We start from the raw sequence: 17,388 nt of genomic DNA, 5'->3' as shown, positions 1-17,388 counted from the left end.
AGAGGGTTTAAGCCTATTTGATTTTTCAAAACATAGTTTTGTTTTTCCACACCGTTCTACTTAATTGGACTTTTGACTAACCTTTGAATACAACTTCATTACGACTGCTTGTACCCAGATCGGGTAAGGTGTTTATGGTTGAGTGCGGGGTGAGAGATGCAGGAACTTGGGGAGCTAATTGCAACTTTTGTACCAAACGTTGTAATAATTGGTCTTGTCCAGTACGGAAGCCTGAGACATTTGGACCACGATTAAGGATAGCAAACCAGACCAAACCGCGATCGCGTGTCGGCATTACACCCGCTAAAGCGCTAACATCTCGGAGAGTACCAGTTTTAATTACTGTAGCAACAGGTATATGTCTGGAATGCAGTGTTCCCCGATGATCGAACCCAGACATAGGAAATAGATCGGCTAAAGTCAAATCGCGAGCGGCGGCTTCTTGTTGCATTGCCATAAACATCGCACATACAGCTCTCGGAGAAATGCGATTTTCAGGGCCCAGTCCGGAACCATTGATTAGCTGAATTTCTGCATTTGGAACTCTAGCCAACTGAGCAGCAGTTGATTGGACTACGGTTGCTCCTCCTACAGATTCCGCCAGCATTTCTGCTATGTCGTTGTTGCTGTAAACGTTCATTTCTTTGATGATTTGTTTCAAAGGCAAAGACAGATGACGAATCAGCACAGCTCGTTGAGGATTTGGCTGTGCCTCAACTTTAACAGTACCTGCGATCGCTATTTGAGGCTTGGGTGTGCCCTTAGGCATAATCGAATATGTGTAAATCGCCGGGCGGGTCCAAGTTGCGGAATTCAGCGCTTGCTTAAATAGCTGACCTGCTAACAGCGGATGACGTTGGAAATTCATGGCAAAAGAGCCAGTAATCACCAAATTTCCTTTTACTTGCTTAATACCCATGCGGTTGAGAGTATTACCAAGAGCGATCGCTTCTTCCCAAACCATCATGGGATCGCCACCACCAGTAATCACCAAATCACCTTGCAATACACCATTCACCACTGGCCCTGTGGTACTGATCAAAGTCTCAAATTGGTGATCTGGACCCCAAGTTTTGAAAGCGACTAGTGAGGTGGCGACTTTAGTTAAAGAAGCAGCCGGCAGAGGTGTCGTCCCTTGGTGATTAGCCATGAGCATAGGTCCCGACTGCATCCAAATTCCCTGACTATCTGTGAGATTTTGTGCTATTAGTTTCGATGCGATTAGCCCCTTGAGATAGTCTTGGACTGTATTAGCGCTAGCTGGATTGGGATCAGGGGCAAGAACCAAGCCAGGGCTACTTTGCCAAGCCAATGCATCTAAGGCATCTAACGGCTTGATTTGTAAGCCCGCCATTTCCAACCACAGCGTTACCAAACCTGAACTCAATAATTCCAGCATTCCTTATTCCTCTATTAGGATGTGTGAAGTTGTTTACTGTGCTAATATACAAGCTTTTTTATGGCGATCAGCATGGAGTCATAATAACTGGTGTTTTTCCGATGTGGAAGTAGGGTAGATAACATAGATTAGCTGTAACTTTTTAATCAGCCGATAAAGTAGCAAATTTTAAAAGCTATTGTCTAGATAAAGGGTTAATGTTGGTTGTGATATATAAAATAATTAAATGTCCATGACAAATACAAATCAATTTTTAGAGTAATTAATCTGCGATCATCACCTTTGAAATTGGCATCACTTGAAGTTGCGCTATACTAGCACCTTTTCTTTCAGAAATTTCCTTAGAAGTTGAACAGTATATAACTGTCAATTTCAACTGCAATACCTATGTAATTCGTATATACCAAATTGGTGAATATATTTACATCTGATTTGTAAACTCGCTGAAAATCTTTGGGGATCAGGCTTTCAGAAATTGAACGCCTTAACTGCCTAGAGATTTAAAGTTATGCTGAGTAAGGGACGAAGCGTTCTTAATATTTTCTTTACGAATCAGCTCTTACCACTTCTGTTTTCTGCTTTATTTGATCAGACAAGAAGCACTCATCCTTGATAGTAGAGTGCAAGACTAATTATCGATTTAATTATATATAAACCTGGAACACTTTGCCCTGTAATATAAATTTGTTTGATTACTTAAAAATCTAAAGAACCCCAAACCCGTTTTTCCTAACACCAAAATCGGATTGGGCTACAATGACTGTACAAAGTATAAGTAATTAGCCAAACTTAAAAGCAGGAATAAACTGTCTTGTATTCCCCTCAAATTTTAATGGTAGAATTCGCTTGATAAATTTGAGTATAATTTTCTAAACTATAGTAAGTAGAAGTTCGGGTTTTTACTTTCTATTTTGTTACTTGTGAAAGATAAAAAGCTTCAGATATGAAAAAGAATTGAGCGATCGCGGTTTTAGAAAAAACAATAGTCTCTATAGCTTGTTGGTTATTTAACCTTACTTTCAGGCATTTAGTTGATTATTTTCATGGGCGATCGCTTCTAATGGCAAAAGCACTGTAAATGTAGAGCCTTCACCTAGTTTTGAAACTACATTGATTTCACCATGCATTAACTGGACTAAGCGAGACACAATTGCCAATCCCAATCCTGTACCATCAGAACCTGGAGATTTTTGCTCGGTTACTGCGCGGAAATAAGGTTGAAAAATTTCTGTTTGAGCATCCAGAGGAATCCCAATACCAGTATCGGTAACAGAGATAGCCCACTGCTGTTGAGATACTTGCCAACAATCTAAAGTGACGCTACCAGATTCGGTGTATCGAATTGCATTGCTCAGTAGATTGGTAAGAATTTGCTGAAATCGCAGCGGATCGGTAATAACTTGATCTGGAGCGCGAGCGCAATTAACAATCAAGGCTAATTCTTTAGCACGTGCTAAAGGTTCAATAATCTCCACAACTGAGTTGATTAAACCACCTACATCAGATAGGGTGGGCTGTAATCTCATCGTGCCGGCATCGTAACGGGAAATTTCTAAAGTATCGTTAATTAAATGTAGAATTAGCCTACCACTTCTTAAAACTCGCTCGATACTTTCGAGATTTGGATGTGAATCCTTGAGTTCTGGCTGTTGTTGACGATGCTGGCGCAGAAATAAGTCTGCATAACCAATGATTGAAGTTAAAGGCGTTTTCAGTTCATGAGCTAACTGAGACAGACTATCTTTACTGGCACGAACCAAACGAGTTAACTCTTGATTAGTCAAACGCAACTGGCTTTGGAGTTGTTTGACTTCTTCTAATCGTCCATAAGTATAGCTGCTAAAGCAACGGGCGATCGCTTCATCAATTACTGTGTCAATCAGGCGTACAGCTCGCAGCATCTCCACTTGGGATGCCTGGATTAAATCTTCTTCCAAAAGAGAAAAAATCACAAATCGGAGTAAACGATACTCTCGCGCAATCTCTGCTGGTTCAAATCCTTGCTCTGCACGAATCCTACCATGTTCCAGGCTGGCATCAACTACAGTCTGCAAATCGCTCTTTGCAGATTCAGAAAGTACTGTCGCCAATGCATTCAAAACACGAGGTAGGCTATCCCTGACAGCTTTGAAAGTCAATTCTTGAGTAGCTTCAATTTGTTGATCTTGGTAGACTGCTTCTACCCAGCGATCGATAATGGCATCATTTTTTTCAATTAAAGTTTGGCTAAAATCCATCTTTTAAGCAACCAAAAACAGTAAGCGCAAAGCCTCGTCAGCTAGAGGTAGCTTACTCTGTTTAACTTCAGCTTCGCACCTGACGAAAGATGGAAGTTATACCAATTTTAGATTTTAATTCCACGTTTTATTGCACTTACCAGCAAACCGCTATCAAAGTGCTTAAAAATATTCCACTCTTGCATCTAAACCATAGGAGCGTAAAAGTTTAGAGAGATTTTCTGCCTCTGTGCGATTGCCAAATCTGCCAGCATTGACATAATCCCCTAAACTCGATTTTTCCACAACAGGATTAGCTATGTACTGACGTACTTTGTTGAGAGTATCAGCATTATGAATCGGGACTACTACTACATAGCGATTCTTATTATTAGGATTAACAGTATTGTCTCCAGTAGAATTATTTAAACCTAAGGCTTGCCAAGTTTGTGCGTCTACATTCCCTGTAGGATTGAGTCGGGAATATTGCTGGAAGGCATACACATACGCTCTGGTATTTTCACCATAATAGCCATCAGGATTGCCATTAAAAAAGCCTAATTGCAATAAACGCGCTTGAACTGCCCTGACATTATCACCACTGTCACCGATAGTTAGATAGTTTCTAGCTGGTTGATTGACAGATCTACTTTGCCAAACTCCACGTACTGCTTCCAAGGCTTGTGTATCAGCTATACCATCGGCAGCTAGTTGGTAATCTCTCTGGAATCGGATGAGAGCATCTCTACTCATAGGGCCAAAATTACCAGTCGGATTAGCTTGCAAGTACCCTAGATCTCGTAAATGCTCTTGCAGTTCTCGCACTTGCTGAGCAGCAAGACTATTTCTATCTGGCAATACACCTACAGAGGGATTCAGCAATCTATTCCAAGTTTGTTGATTGGCAATCCCATTAGCAGTGATGCCAGAATTCCGCTGGAATGCAATTAAAGCATCTCTAGTGAGGGGTCCAAAATTACCAGTCGGATTAGTATTCAAATAACCTAACTGTTGCAAACGCTGTTGTAATCTCGTTACCGCTGGGCCTTGACTGCCTTGAGATATTGAAGGATAATCACCTCCTTGGCTTGGTCTGTTCAGCGTTGCTTGTGGGACTCTGCGAGGAATAACAGGATTAGTACGGCTTCTCGAAGATTGCTGGGAACGGATTAGCGCCTGCTGAGTTTGTGGGCCAAAATAGCCTGTAATTGGGCCTTGAAAATAGCCTGACTGCTGCAAACGCTGTTGTAGCTTGACAACTTCTGGTCCTCTGCTGCCTAATTGCAGATTACTATTGACATTTCTATTAACGGTTCTACTTTGACACGCTTGTTGTAGCGATCGCTGAGTACCAACTCCAACAGCTCCATCAGCAGGTAGTTTATTAGCTTGCTGGAAAGCGATGACAGCCTGCTGGGTTATGGAACCAAAGTTACCGTTGACTGGACCCCGAAAGTAACCTAACTTTTTTAAACAACTCTGAATGCTTGACACTTCAGAGCCATTACTTCCTATTTTTTGAAGTGCTAAACTTTGCCCAGCTATACTGAGAATTGCCAAGGTTATTCCTACAGATAAAAAACGCATTGCAACTGTGCTAGACAGCTTTGTCCAATTCCAGAATCTAAAATTTCCTTGAGCTCGAACAATTTCAAGGCTTTTAGTTGCTTCGGAGTGTAGATAACCAATGGCTTCCATAAATATAAAGGGTTAGATACTAGGGGCTAGGAAATAGGTGGATAAAGGAGACAGGGCAGGCAACAAAGAATACCTAATGACCTTTGCCTCCTGCTTATTAACTCTTGACTCAGCACTTTCAAGGCAGTAGGTAGTAGAAATAAAAATTTTCATATTTTGTTTGTTGTGCGATCGCATCATCTAAGTACTTGAGTTGATGAATATCACAACAGTAGAGTTACTTGCTACTAAGTTTATGAGAAATTTTGGCTACCAGTATACTATAGGATAAGCAGAACTTAAAAGAATTAATACTGACAAAAAAAGCAACCTGGCGAGCAAGGCTTCCCCAGGTTCATTGAATCAAACAAATATTTAATCAAGTTACAGTGCTTTAGCTGTCTATTGGTCTTGTGTTGGTTTTTCTGGCTGTTGTACTGCCTCGTTTGCCTCAATTCGTTCGGTATTCCCTGCTTTCACCCACCCTTCTTGATTGGTATCTTCCTGGCGAATTTTCTGCCACAATTTATCGTCGCTTTCTTCTAAAATTACAACTTTTTGATTAAAACCAACTCCACCAACACGTTCAGCATCTTGCTTAGGTTCGGTTCGTAAACTCAAGCCTTGAGACCAAGTAACTTTTCCTTGGTAAGCTCCAGGTGGTAATGGTTTGGGTGATTCCTGAGTCTTGGGAGATTCAGTAGAAGTAGGTGTAGGTGAAGGAGTTGGGCTAGGAGATGTTTCGGGCGAGGAGCTAGTCTTCGTCGCTACTTTTTCAGTTGCTTTAACAGTTTGGGTTCTCTGAGTGGGGTGATCGTTGGAAAAAACTGGTTTAGTCGGGGGTATGGCAGTTCGATTCATGAAATAAAGCGCTGTAGCAACACCAGTACCAATTAAAATAGCGATCGCCAAGAAAAACCCAAGTATAAATTTTAGTACGTTAGAAAACATAATTTATAACCTCATCACCAATGCTCAATTGTCAAGAGTCAATGGTCAATGGTCAAGGGTCAATAGTCAATTATTAATGACTCTGAACATTGGATGATTGACTCTAGAATTTTGACTACCTATGATTGCAGCTGCCGTTGAATGCGTTAGCGTAGCTTACCAAAGGTATCGCTTAACGGGCTTTGTTTCGATGCTAACCTTGCTCTTCCAGCCGCAGCCCATTCTTGTAGTTGCTGAATCTGCTCTACCGCAGTGCGCGCCAAGGGAATAATCTGGCTAGCAGCTTCTAAAATGTCGTCGTTGGTAAAGTCGCGATTTTGACTAAATCCGATATGCATCGCTTCAATTAAAGTTTGCTCAATCTCTGCTCCAGAAAAATCGGGTGTCTCATATGCTAGCCGATCGATGTCATAACTTTTCAAGTTATGAGGGCGTAGTCGGGATAAATGAACGTTAAAAATTGCTTTTCTCTCTTCTTGGGTGGGTAAACCGACAAAGAATATTTCATCAAATCGCCCTTTACGGAGCATTTCTGGTGGTAAAGCTTGGATATCGTTAGCGGTGGCGACAACAAAGACAGGCGAGGTTTTTTCAGCTAACCAGTTAATAAATGTACCAAATACGCGGCTAGTGGTTCCCGCATCCCCTTTACTACCAAGCCCAGAAAAAGCTTTATCTATCTCATCAATCCACAAAACACAGGGTGCTAAAGCTTCAGCTACTTGAATCATTTGGCGAGTCCGTAATTCCGATTCACCTACCAAACCACCAAATAACCGTCCCACGTCTAGACGCAGTAAGGGTAAATGCCAATGATGAGCGATCGCTTTTGCAGTTAAAGACTTCCCAGTACCCTGAATACCCACCAACATTAAACCGCGAGGGTGTGGTAATCCGTACTGTCGCGCTCTTTCTGTAAATGAGCCACCTCGGCGTAGCAGCCAATCTTTGAGATTATCTAACCCCCCAATATCAGAAATTTGCTCAGTGGCTGGGTAGAAGTCTAAGATTTGGGTTTGGCGGATAGTTTGACGCTTTTCTTCCAAAACTAGATCCACATCTTCTGGTTGCAATTCGCCGTGAGTAGCGATCGCTTTTGCCAAAACCCGGCGAATTCTTTCCATTGATAGCCCTTGACAAGAGCGTACTAAATCATCTATGAATTTCCCAGACAACGAATTACCAGTTACTTGTAGCAAGCGTTCCACCTCGATTTTAATCTCGGCGGCGGCTGGTAAGGGAAATTCTACGACCGTCAGCACTTCGGTTAAATCGTCAGGAATTGCAATCCGGGGTGATAAAATCACAATATTTTTTGGTTGCGACTTCAGAAGTCGAGCCATGTTACGGAGTTTGCGTGCGATCGCCACATCTTCTAAAAATCGATGATAGTCTCGCAGAATCAATACCGCTGGCGCAGAAGCTGGCAATTTTTCGATAAATTCCAAAGCTTGCAGGGGATTGCGCCGCCCAAACCCCGCATCATTGGGATTGCCCTGGTAGCCATCAACAAAATCCCAAGTATACACTGGGCGATTACCCTGGTTGGTTGCTTCTTCCCGGATCGCTGCTTCTACCCGTTCCTCTTCGTATGTCGGAATATAAATTAAAGGATAACGGGCACGTAGCAGCAGTTTAAACTCATCACGGAAGGTCATAAGTAGCTGTTATTGGTTTATTCGTTCTTCTCTCATTGTTAAGGGTTGTACTGTCTCTCACAACTAAAAACTAAAAACGGAAACAATCAGGAATTTGATCAATCCTCTGGTCCGTAGTCGTACCCATCTCCAACCAGATCAAAACTTCCTCACCTAGAGCGATACCAAGATTTATCCAATTAATTCAAAAACCTTGGACAAAATTTGCGCTTTGTTTTCTTATTGGCTTAATTGCTTTTCTGCTGTTAGGCCGCTAGATATAAGACAATACAGTTCAGTTAAGAAAATTCATTGACAACAAAGCTCACAAATAATTACTAAACAAAAAACGGAACAATTATTTTGGAGGAGGCTTGGGGGACGCAACCGTCACCCAATCGGGGGTTTGGGGGATTCTCCCCCAAATCTTGGTTTTGTCCAACAGATGAGAACTCTGATCACCTTAACTGAACCGTATTGAGATAGAAGATTAATCAAGAACGTCAAAATATTGATTATTATTGGCTACTGCTATCACTATTAAAAATATCTGTAGTGAGCGCTTGAGCGCTCAAATTCAGCACTAAAATCTGCTGAGTATGAATCTAATCGACTATCCTGGAAGCTGCTTTTTCAGTGCTTCCAAAGAAGCCCAACGGTTATCAACTGGCTTTTCGGAACTATCAGCAGCAGTACTCAAAATACCTGGGCAATTGATATCGCATAGCTGGCGCTGAGGCAATTCTAAACACATCTGCTCATACAGCCATTCACTGGGATGAAAATAACCATCAGGTGGCAGGCTTTCTACCAAATCTTCTACCGTTACTTCCCTTTCAAGGGGTAAGTCTTGCGGTTGATTAGCTGTTGCGTCTAACCAGATAATTTCCTTGGTATCAACTACCAAACGCTGATTGTATTGCTGTAAACAGCGGTTACAAGTACAAGTAATAATTGCTTCTGCCTGACCAGATACTTCTAAGTAATTACCTAGATGCTGCACGCGAATAACACCACGAACAGGGGTCAAAGTTTCCAAACCAGGCAGAAAATCCTGAACTTGAATTTCCTCTGTCCGCTCCGGGGCTTTGGTGAGCTGCGGAATAAAAATTGCGTCCATAGGATTTGTGAGACATCCTCACGAAACTTAACTTAGTTTAATTACCAGCAATTTTGCTGTTATTTAGATCTTTATTTTAGCTTTTAGCGACATGAGAGTTTAACGCTCAAGAAAAAGTGCTGCGCAATCAGTTAAGAGCCAAAACTCAAGAAGCAAGTAATGATTAATTATTTCTTACTGTCCTTGCTGCTCTACTTCCCCTGCTTTCCAACTTCTTCTACTGTGCGATCGCGGGACGAACTACAAGATGACGATGTGGCTCTTTACCGCGACTAAAGGTTTCTAAATCGCTAAATTCCTTTAAAAATGTGTGAATTTGCCGCCGTTCGGCCGAACTAAGGGATTTGATTTCTACCTCTCTACCCGTAGCTCGTACTTCTTGGGATGCGGCCTCTGCCAATGCTCGAATTTCCGCTTCTCTTTTGACGCGGTAGCCATTCAACTCAATGGTATAAGAGGCTTGCTCTTCTGGTGGTTGGTTTAAGTTCAGTACTGAATTAGCTAGATACTGAATTGCATCTAGCACTGAACCATCAGTACCAATCAAATTTCGGATTTGTTGTGAGTTGAGGTTCTGGTCATCAATCGTCAACCAGTAGTTATCTGGTTCTTCGGAGTCGCCGCTCTGAGGTTGAGCAGGTTCTAAATTACCCTCAACCTCAGCAGATACCCCAGTAAGTAGCAGCAGCGTTTTTAACCACTGCTGCCCTCGCTGCATGGGACTGTTACTCATGATCAGTTTGTAGCCTTTTTCTTAGAACTTTTTGGCTCAAACGGCAATGCCTTCTGTTCTGCCGTTGCTGCTTCTTTTTCTTGGGTTGCTACGATTTTTTGCAGTTCTTCCGGTAAGGGTTCGCGCGAGAGAATAAAGGTTTGCAGAGTTTGGAAGATATTCCCAATCACCATATACATCAAAACCCCAGCTGGCAGAGGGAAGAACAAAAACATCCCTGAAAAGATGACTGGGGTGATTTTATTAACTGTATCCTGCTGTGGATTGCCTCCGCTGGAATTTTGCCCGGAAAGAATTTGGCTAACGTAGAGGCTGATCCCAAAGAAAATTACCATAGCGACAATATCCCAGTGGATTGTACCGTCGGGATCGGTTGCGCCTACTCTACCTAAGGCATCGATGAACAGAAATCCTTTATCTGCTGCCAGTCCAGGAATAGTGCCTTGAATTGTCACATCTCCAGGCTGTAAGGCTTCTATATTGCCGTCAGCGTCAATTTTGATTCTGTCTTCCCCTTTAGTAATTTTCCATTCGGGAATCAACTTATTTTCTGGGTGTTCTGCCAAAAGCACCTGAAATGGTTTGCCGTCAACAGTCTGGTATTGTATCTTGGTTCTTTCTCCTACGGCTAATTTATTGCCTCCAGGCAGGATAGCAGTAATACGACTGTGTTCCCCATCAGCAATGTAGATGTTTTGGGGAGGAGTAGCAAAGGCTTGGGGTTGAATTCGTTCGATTTGTTCGGCGGGAAAGACTTGCAGATTAACGTTGTAGTTAACACCAGCAAAGGGTGAACCCCGCAAAGTGGCAAACAGAGCCAACAACACTGGCATTTGCAACAGCAGTGGCAAACAGCCAGCTAGAGGGTTGCCAAATTCTTTTTGGACGTTAACCATTTCCTCTTGCTGCTTTTGCGGATCGTCTTTATAACGCTCCTTAATTTCTGCCATCCGCTTTTGCATCAGAGGCTGCACAATCCGCATCCGCCGCATACTCCGAATGGAACCAGCACTCAGGGGATAGAGCGCGAAGCGGACTATCAATGTCAAGGCAACGATCGCCAATCCATAGCTAGGCAAAATGCCATAGAAAAAGTCTATGATTGGCAGCATCACGTTGTTCGAGAGAAACCCGATACCAAAATCCATTATTCTGAATTCAACCTGAGGTACTGTAAACTAACTGAATCTAATTTATCTAAATCATGATTTGTCTGCGACTATCATTCACTACGGATAGCCGCACATTCAAAGTGCTGAGTGCTGAGTAATGATTGAGGAAGTAGGCAAGGATGATGAAAACTAAATTTATTTAACTGAGTCATCACAATCTTAATGGTTGATTATTAACTGTTTGTGCCTCTGTTCCCCATTACTCAGCAACGCCAGCTACTACATGGGAAAGCAGTGTGCTCGCTTCTTCTCAGCACTGAAGACTATCAACTAACTAATTACTTAGCAGCCGCGCTATATTCAGAATTTTTGGCAGCAACTCTTTCGCTGATATAGTCATAAACTTCCCGAAACTTAGGAACAGCCCTCATTTCCAGACGACTACCATTTCTGAGAGTTAGCACCATATCTCCCCATATGCCGATACCACGGGGAACTTTGACGATTTTGACAATTTCTGAATAAATTACGTCAGTGCGATCGCGTCCCATCCAACCCCCCATCACAGAAATCCGGCGATCTGTGATGCGGAAGCGTAGCCACAAAGCTCTGACAATAGCCCCAACTGTCAACGGTATCCCGACGACAGTTAGTCCAATCAGCAGGTTCACAATCAAATCCCCAATATGAGGGCCGCCTTCATAATAAATTTCTTCACGAATGCCCATTTAGTACCTCGGTTTGTGCTAACAACTGCTCTAATTCTTGCAGAAATTGTTGGCTTACGCACTCTAGTTCTGCTGCTGTTGGTTTCACAACTATCACTAACCGCCATCCAGGTGACAATCTGGGCAACAACTGATACAAAGCTACCGTTACTTGCCTTTTGATCCGGTTGCGCACTACTGCACGCTTGCTGACTTTTGTGCTAATGGAAATACCAAACTTTATGCTGTGCAGGTCTGCTGCATCAGTTAACTGTATATTCTCGGGGGCAGTATCCAAAGAAGGCTGTTTCGCAACCGACGGTTTCAGGGCCCTTAATGTGAAATAGGAACCATGACGCCGAATTCCCTCTCGGAAAACTGCCTGGAAATCTTTTCGGGATTTTAGCCGATTCGCCTTGGGCAAAGCCACAGATGCTCTTCCGCCTAATATGCCCTAAACGCTCAGACGATGACGTCCTTTTTTTCTCCTAGCGCTAATTACGTTTCTCCCGTCTGGGGTACGCATTCTAGCGCGAAAACCAGAGGTTCTTTTTCTCTTTCGGTTGGTACCGCCCAGGGTTCTTTGCATACTGTGCTCCTCTTAGGTGATTTTTATAAAAAGTCACAATCTCTTATTATATCACTATTACAGGCAAAATATAGAGATTCCGGTAAAGAGTCAAGGACAAGAGCCAATAGTCACTTTGTTATTGGTGAACAGTTAAGAGCCAAGAGTCATTCGTGCTTTCTTGCTTTGCTTGCTCCTGGCTCCTTGCATTTTCTCTCTTGTCCACGCCACTTGTTATAACGTGACGGCACTTCCTACCCTGCGGAAAGCCGCCCAACAGAGTGCCTTAGAAACCCGCAAGGGCGCAGTGCCCAATCACAAATGGCCTTTGAGTTAACTGATCATCAAAATCCACGATCCCAAATAACGCAATAGCGGTACATCGCCTGGGGAAAGAACTTGGCAGTTAAAATAGAAAGTCCCACCAAATGTTGGGTTTTTCACGTTAGATAACACAACTTCTACCCTACTACCTGCTGGTACTGGCTCTTGAGGGTAAATTTGAATCACGTGACCGTCTTTATCCCACTTCACCTCAGAAAGGGGAACTGCTTTGTCTTTAACCCTCACCTCAATCTGTTTGGGGTCAAATTTACCCTTGTAATAATCTGGGTAGGTAATAGCAAATTGAGCTACTGCTAATTTCATTTTTTGAGCTGGAATTCTTAGTATATATCTATCCCAGCCATCGGCTTGTCCGCCAAAATCTAAGCGGAATGGCAGTTGATTTTCGCTTTTGACGCCGCTAAATAGAGTCAATCCTGGTAAACTCTGTGCCCAGCTTACAGCTTGAAAACCAGTTAACAAACAGCTAGTCACGGCTAAAGTAGAGAGAAGTCGCAGCGGCGGCTTCCGCCGATTTGAACTTCTAAAAAGTAAATGTCGCATAGTTAGGCTCCTCTATCAGATAGTATGCTTGGTTATCTAAATAACTAAAAGTTTAGTATTCGTAACTAAACTTTACTACTGACTTTCTCAAAATAGACGGTAAATAGTAATTAAAAGTGCCATCTGCCTGAGATATCTGAACAAGAGGGATTGAAGTAACATTTTTGACATTGATTTTATTTGCCTCACTACCTTTACTGACTAGCTATTTGCTTGTTGGCTGCTTCAACTGAGAACTAGCAGCCGATCACAGAAACTATGACGAGTTCTGAGTTAAGTACTTTAGTACTGCGGTAAGCGATTGAGCCGCTAACTACAAGCCTTGAAATTACGTCGAACTGTCCTGTTTCTACTAGATAGAAACACAGTGTTGAGATGAGATTGTGTTTCTTAATATGTATAAGTGTATCTAAATTGTAAGAGTTTTGTTATAAAAATTGAGCCATAGAATCAGCGATCGCCTGTTAAGTTGGGCTAGATTGATAAAAACAAGCGTGAATCCAAGTACTAATCATCAAAAATTACTTTGGGAATAATCAAGTTTTTCTAAGTGGATGCATATTGCACTATGTAATATAGGAATACAAAATTTTTCAATCCCTAAAATAAGCTGAAGACACAGATGCAAAATTTGGGAATCAACATAGGATGTGCAGTATGTAAGCCCATTAAAATTATCTGAAATTGCGACATCTGTAAGTGGCAAACTCAGGCTTTGTCTAGGGAACCGACAGTGAAACCGAAAATGGTCAAGGTTCAATCTACGAATAAAAGCAATGGCTGAGATCCCCAGCCTATAAAGCATGAGAGTGGGAATAACTCAGCGAAGAAATTGCATAGTTGGCAGAGATTTAGGTATTTATCTCCAGGAGATTTCATGAGAATAGCAGTTGCTAAAGAAATAGAAGTTGGTGAGCGTCGTGTAGCTTTAATTCCTGACATCGTTGCCCGATTGGTAAAACAAGGTTTAGAAATTTGGGTAGAAACAGGTGCGGGAGAGCGATCATTCTTTAGTGATTCTGCCTATGAAGCCGCAGGAGCTAAAATTATTGCTGATCCCGCTACTTTATGGGGCGAAACAGATATTTTATTGAAAGTGAGTCCGCCACAAGAACGTGAAGATGGACGTTCAGAAATTGAATTTCTCAAACAAGGCGCTGTACTAATTAGCTTCCTCAATCCCTTAGGAAATCCTTTGGTGGTGCAAAAATTGGCAAATCGCCAAGTTACAGCCTTGAGTATGGAATTGATCCCCCGTACTACTAGGGCCCAAAGCATGGATGCATTGTCCTCGCAAGCATCCTTAGCAGGTTACAAATCTGTATTAATTGCCGCCGCAGCATTGCCGAAATACTTCCCCATGCTGACTACAGCCGCAGGCACGATCGCTCCAGCGAAAGTATTTATCATGGGAGCAGGTGTAGCAGGATTGCAAGCGATCGCCACCGCTAGGCGCTTGGGAGCAGTGGTAGAAGCATTTGATATTCGTCCCGCCGTCAAAGAAGAAGTTCAAAGCTTAGGGGCAAAATTCGTCGAAGTCAAACTCGAAGAAGACACTGTTGCGGCTGGCGGCTACGCCAAAGAAATTTCCGAAGCTAGCAAGCAACGCACCCAAGAAGTTGTTACCGAACACATCAAGAATGCCGATGTGGTGATTACCACCGCCCAAGTTCCAGGGAAAAAAGCCCCACTGCTAGTCACTGAGGAAATGGTGAGACAGATGAAGCCAGGTTCAGTGATTGTAGACTTGGCTGCTGAACAAGGTGGTAACTGCGCCTGCACCGATCCCGGTAAAGACATCGTTTGGAACGGTGTTACTATCATCGGGCCGATCAATCTACCATCATCGATGCCAGTCCATGCCAGCCAACTGTATGCCAAGAACCTGACATCGTTGATGCAATTGCTGATTAATAAAGACAAAGCTTTGCAGGTGAACTTTGCCGATGACATCGTTGAAGCAGCTTGCGTCACTCATGCAGGTGAAATTCGCAATCAACGCGTGAGTGACGCTTTAACGGCTTTGAATACTCAACAATCGCCAGTTAGTTAGGAACTAGGAAGGGGGCTAGGAGGAAAAGGAAGACAAGAAGAAATACCAATGCCCAATGCCCCATTCCCATTAATTCAGAAGGAGTTTTTATTTCATGACAGAGGCATTACTTGCTGCTTTGTTTGTATTTGTGTTGGCATCTTTTATTGGGTTTGAAGTCATCAACAAAGTACCACCTACCTTACACACACCCTTAATGTCGGGATCAAACGCAATTTCTGGCATTGCAGTACTGGGGGCGATAGTAGCTTCTGGTGCTAGAGAGACGAATGTGTCAGTCATTCTCGGTTTAATTGCCGTCGTACTAGCAACAGTAAACGTTGTGGGTGGCTTCTTAGTTACAGACAGAATGTTGCAAATGTTTAAGAAAAAGGAGATTAAGGCGTGAGCGATTTTCTACCAACTGGGATTCAGTTAACGTACTTAGTCGCTGCATCCTTATTTATTCTCGGTTTAAAAAAGCTGGGTTCACCAGCAACAGCAAGGAACGGTAATGTTGTAGCAGCCGTGGGGATGCTGCTAGCAATTGTTGCCACAATGCTGGATCAGCATGTGTTGAACTACGAGATGATTTTGTTAGGTTTGGCGATTGGTTCAGGCATTGGTGCGATCGCAGCCTATAAAGTCCAAATGACAGAAATGCCCCAAATGGTGGGTTTACTCAACGGTTTGGGTGGTGCAGCTTCTGCATTAGTCGCTGTTGCCGAATTCTGGCGGTTATTGGATTCTGGATCACCTGTACCCCTTGATGTCAACATTTCCATGCTGCTGGATGTGTTAATCGGTGGTGTTACCTTCACAGGTAGTTTTCTCGCCTTTGCCAAATTGCAAGGTTTAATTAGCGGTTCCCCGATTACATTTCCTTTCCAACAACCATTTAACCTCTTACTACTAGGTGCTTATATAGCGGGTAGTGCCTACTTAATCATCACGCCGGATAGCCTACCCATATTCTTAGCAGTAGTTGCTGTTTCTTTAGTATTGGGTGTAATGTTCGTCATCCCTATTGGTGGTGGCGACATGCCTGTGGTAATTTCGCTGTTGAACTCGTTATCCGGTGTAGCAGCATCCGCCGCAGGTTTCGTGGTGATGAACAATATGTTAATCATCGCTGGCGCATTGGTGGGAGCATCTGGATTAATCCTTACCGAAATTATGTGTAAAGCAATGAACCGCTCCCTCTTCAGCGTGCTGTTCAGCGCTTTTGGCACAGGAAGTGCGACTGGTGGTGCAGCTAGTGGTGGTGCAACCGATCAAACTGTCCGCAGCATCGATCCCGAAGAAGGCGCAATGATGTTGGGTTATGCCCGTTCTGTGGTAATTGTGCCTGGTTATGGAATGGCAGTTGCTCAAGCGCAACATAGCGTCCGGGAATTAACAGATCAACTAGAACGGATGGGCGTTGACGTTAAGTATGCCATTCACCCCGTTGCTGGAAGAATGCCAGGACACATGAACGTGCTACTGGCTGAGGCAAATGTGCCTTATACCCAGTTGTATGACATGGAAGATATTAATCCCCAATTTGAGCAAGCAGACGTAGCTTTAGTAATTGGAGCAAATGATGTAGTTAATCCAGCGGCGCGTACTGATGTTAATAGCCCAATTTTTGGGATGCCAATTTTGGAAGTAGATCGGGCGAAGCAGACAATTGTGATTAAGCGCGGAATGAGTACAGGTTTTGCCGGTGTAGATAATGAGTTGTTCTACAAAGATAAAACTACGATGCTCTTTGGTAGCGCGAAGGATATGGTGGCGAAGTTGGTTTTTGAAGTGAAGCAACTTTAACGAACCGCGAATTAAAAAACAATTAGAGAGTTAGCTTGCCTTGAGAATGTAATGCTTCTGGGGCAAGTTTTTTCTTTATAAAATTGGCTCACGCAAAGGCGCAAAGACGCAAAGAAAAGAAAGAATTAAGAGATTCGACTTGTTTTGAAATTTAAAAATTTTTAAGGTAAGATTTTTAATTAAACTTTCAATTTTAATAATTTTGATTAAGACGGTTTAGAAATTGCTTCCATCTAGATACAAGTGCTGACTGACTTGGTTGATATTGAGAGCATATAAGTTTTCTACCAGCCAACTCTTGATAACCAGTTTTTAAGACTTTTGGATGAAAATTAACTTCTAGAGATTCTGGGATAATACCCAACAAATTAAGATCAAATAAGGTATGTAAATCTGCGCGTAACAAAAGCCCATTATCTGGATGATTATCATCATTACCACGATAAGGTAAGATATGAGCAGCTTCTAAAACATCAAGTAGTTTTAAGAGGATGTTTTAAAAGTCAAAACCAGTCAAAAATTATGCCAGTCGTCTGACC

At 42.7% G+C, this 17,388-nt stretch carries 15 protein-coding genes; 3 read left to right on the top strand and 12 right to left on the bottom strand.

The genetic code is table 11. The features are described from left to right. Positions 1–76: 76 nt before the first annotated feature. The 12 genes from BV375_RS29525 to BV375_RS29470 all read right to left on the bottom strand — a co-directional run bounded on the left by BV375_RS29525 (position 77) and on the right by BV375_RS29470 (position 13,008). Positions 77–1,399, bottom strand: coding sequence for a D-alanyl-D-alanine carboxypeptidase (locus tag BV375_RS29525; protein WP_086767137.1), 1,323 nt, complete (start codon positions 1,397–1,399; stop codon positions 77–79). Positions 1,400–2,418: 1,019 nt separating this feature from the next. Next, complete coding sequence (locus tag BV375_RS29520) at positions 2,419–3,636, bottom strand: HAMP domain-containing sensor histidine kinase (protein WP_086767135.1); 1,218 nt, start codon at positions 3,634–3,636, stop codon at positions 2,419–2,421. 162 nt (positions 3,637–3,798) lie between these two features. Beyond that, complete coding sequence (locus BV375_RS29515) at positions 3,799–5,313, bottom strand: peptidoglycan-binding protein (RefSeq protein WP_086767133.1); 1,515 nt, start codon at positions 5,311–5,313, stop codon at positions 3,799–3,801. Positions 5,314–5,694: 381 nt separating this feature from the next. Continuing rightward, a complete protein-coding gene (locus BV375_RS29510; protein WP_086767131.1) occupies positions 5,695–6,243 on the bottom strand; it encodes an SH3 domain-containing protein in 549 nt (182 codons plus the stop codon). A 146-nt stretch (positions 6,244–6,389) separates the two neighbouring features. Continuing rightward, on the bottom strand, positions 6,390–7,901 hold the full coding sequence (locus tag BV375_RS29505) for an AAA family ATPase (protein WP_086767129.1): 1,512 nt from the start codon (positions 7,899–7,901) through the stop codon (positions 6,390–6,392). 592 nt (positions 7,902–8,493) lie between these two features. Then, on the bottom strand, positions 8,494–9,000 hold the full coding sequence (locus BV375_RS29500) for a YceD family protein (protein WP_086767128.1): 507 nt from the start codon (positions 8,998–9,000) through the stop codon (positions 8,494–8,496). Between the two features lie 217 nt (positions 9,001–9,217). Then, positions 9,218–9,733 carry a R3H domain-containing nucleic acid-binding protein gene (locus BV375_RS29495; RefSeq protein ID WP_086767126.1) on the bottom strand — a complete coding sequence of 172 codons (516 nt, stop codon included), beginning with the start codon at positions 9,731–9,733 and terminating at the stop codon, positions 9,218–9,220. A gap of 2 nt (positions 9,734–9,735) precedes the next feature. Beyond that, positions 9,736–10,881: a membrane protein insertase YidC gene (yidC, locus tag BV375_RS29490; protein ID WP_086767125.1), complete on the bottom strand. Its 1,146-nt coding sequence runs from the start codon at positions 10,879–10,881 to the stop codon at positions 9,736–9,738. 302 nt (positions 10,882–11,183) lie between these two features. Further along, the gene (locus BV375_RS29485) at positions 11,184–11,573 is read right to left on the bottom strand and encodes a PH domain-containing protein (protein ID WP_086691374.1); all 390 of its coding nucleotides are present in this window, start codon (positions 11,571–11,573) and stop codon (positions 11,184–11,186) included. Beyond that, positions 11,560–11,982 (bottom strand): ribonuclease P protein component, encoded by a 423-nt coding sequence (gene rnpA, locus BV375_RS29480; protein WP_086767123.1) that lies wholly within the window; start codon positions 11,980–11,982, stop codon positions 11,560–11,562. Before rnpA ends, BV375_RS29485 begins: the two co-directional genes overlap by 14 nt. 24 nt (positions 11,983–12,006) lie before the next feature. Continuing rightward, complete coding sequence (gene rpmH / locus BV375_RS29475; RefSeq protein ID WP_015129556.1) at positions 12,007–12,141, bottom strand: 50S ribosomal protein L34; 135 nt, start codon at positions 12,139–12,141, stop codon at positions 12,007–12,009. Between the two features lie 312 nt (positions 12,142–12,453). After that, positions 12,454–13,008, bottom strand: coding sequence for a DUF2808 domain-containing protein (locus tag BV375_RS29470; RefSeq protein ID WP_086767121.1), 555 nt, complete (start codon positions 13,006–13,008; stop codon positions 12,454–12,456). Between the two features lie 877 nt (positions 13,009–13,885). Between BV375_RS29470 and BV375_RS29465 the strand changes: the two genes are divergently transcribed. The 3 genes from BV375_RS29465 to BV375_RS29455 all read left to right on the top strand — a co-directional run bounded on the left by BV375_RS29465 (position 13,886) and on the right by BV375_RS29455 (position 16,849). Then, positions 13,886–15,061 carry a Re/Si-specific NAD(P)(+) transhydrogenase subunit alpha gene (locus BV375_RS29465; protein WP_086767119.1) on the top strand — a complete coding sequence of 392 codons (1,176 nt, stop codon included), beginning with the start codon at positions 13,886–13,888 and terminating at the stop codon, positions 15,059–15,061. A 94-nt stretch (positions 15,062–15,155) separates the two neighbouring features. After that, positions 15,156–15,449, top strand: coding sequence for an NAD(P) transhydrogenase subunit alpha (locus BV375_RS29460; protein ID WP_086691366.1), 294 nt, complete (start codon positions 15,156–15,158; stop codon positions 15,447–15,449). Next, positions 15,446–16,849 (top strand): NAD(P)(+) transhydrogenase (Re/Si-specific) subunit beta, encoded by a 1,404-nt coding sequence (locus BV375_RS29455; RefSeq protein WP_086767117.1) that lies wholly within the window; start codon positions 15,446–15,448, stop codon positions 16,847–16,849. The genes BV375_RS29460 and BV375_RS29455 overlap by 4 nt, the downstream gene beginning before the upstream one ends. The last annotated feature ends 539 nt before the right edge of the window (positions 16,850–17,388 follow it).

Origin of the sequence: Nostoc sp. 106C, assembly GCF_002154725.1 — a bacterium.
Classification (GTDB): Bacteria; Cyanobacteriota; Cyanobacteriia; order Cyanobacteriales; family Nostocaceae; genus Aulosira.
This window is presented reverse-complemented; position numbering and strand designations above follow the sequence as displayed.

What these genes read in the sequence shown, in the direction of transcription:
- BV375_RS29505 (WP_086767129.1), bottom strand. Translation starts at nt 7,901, where the DNA reads ATGACCTTCCGTGATGAGTTTAAACTGCTGCTACGTGCCCGTTATCCT.
- BV375_RS29465 (WP_086767119.1), top strand. Translation starts at nt 13,886, where the DNA reads ATGAGAATAGCAGTTGCTAAAGAAATAGAAGTTGGTGAGCGTCGTGTA.
- BV375_RS29500 (WP_086767128.1), bottom strand. Translation starts at nt 9,000, where the DNA reads ATGGACGCAATTTTTATTCCGCAGCTCACCAAAGCCCCGGAGCGGACA.
- BV375_RS29515 (WP_086767133.1), bottom strand. Translation starts at nt 5,313, where the DNA reads ATGGAAGCCATTGGTTATCTACACTCCGAAGCAACTAAAAGCCTTGAA.
- rpmH (WP_015129556.1), bottom strand. Translation starts at nt 12,141, where the DNA reads ATGCAAAGAACCCTGGGCGGTACCAACCGAAAGAGAAAAAGAACCTCT.
- BV375_RS29495 (WP_086767126.1), bottom strand. Translation starts at nt 9,733, where the DNA reads ATGAGTAACAGTCCCATGCAGCGAGGGCAGCAGTGGTTAAAAACGCTG.
- BV375_RS29485 (WP_086691374.1), bottom strand. Translation starts at nt 11,573, where the DNA reads ATGGGCATTCGTGAAGAAATTTATTATGAAGGCGGCCCTCATATTGGG.
- BV375_RS29520 (WP_086767135.1), bottom strand. Translation starts at nt 3,636, where the DNA reads ATGGATTTTAGCCAAACTTTAATTGAAAAAAATGATGCCATTATCGAT.
- BV375_RS29510 (WP_086767131.1), bottom strand. Translation starts at nt 6,243, where the DNA reads ATGTTTTCTAACGTACTAAAATTTATACTTGGGTTTTTCTTGGCGATC.
- BV375_RS29460 (WP_086691366.1), top strand. Translation starts at nt 15,156, where the DNA reads ATGACAGAGGCATTACTTGCTGCTTTGTTTGTATTTGTGTTGGCATCT.
- BV375_RS29525 (WP_086767137.1), bottom strand. Translation starts at nt 1,399, where the DNA reads ATGCTGGAATTATTGAGTTCAGGTTTGGTAACGCTGTGGTTGGAAATG.
- BV375_RS29470 (WP_086767121.1), bottom strand. Translation starts at nt 13,008, where the DNA reads ATGCGACATTTACTTTTTAGAAGTTCAAATCGGCGGAAGCCGCCGCTG.
- yidC (WP_086767125.1), bottom strand. Translation starts at nt 10,881, where the DNA reads ATGGATTTTGGTATCGGGTTTCTCTCGAACAACGTGATGCTGCCAATC.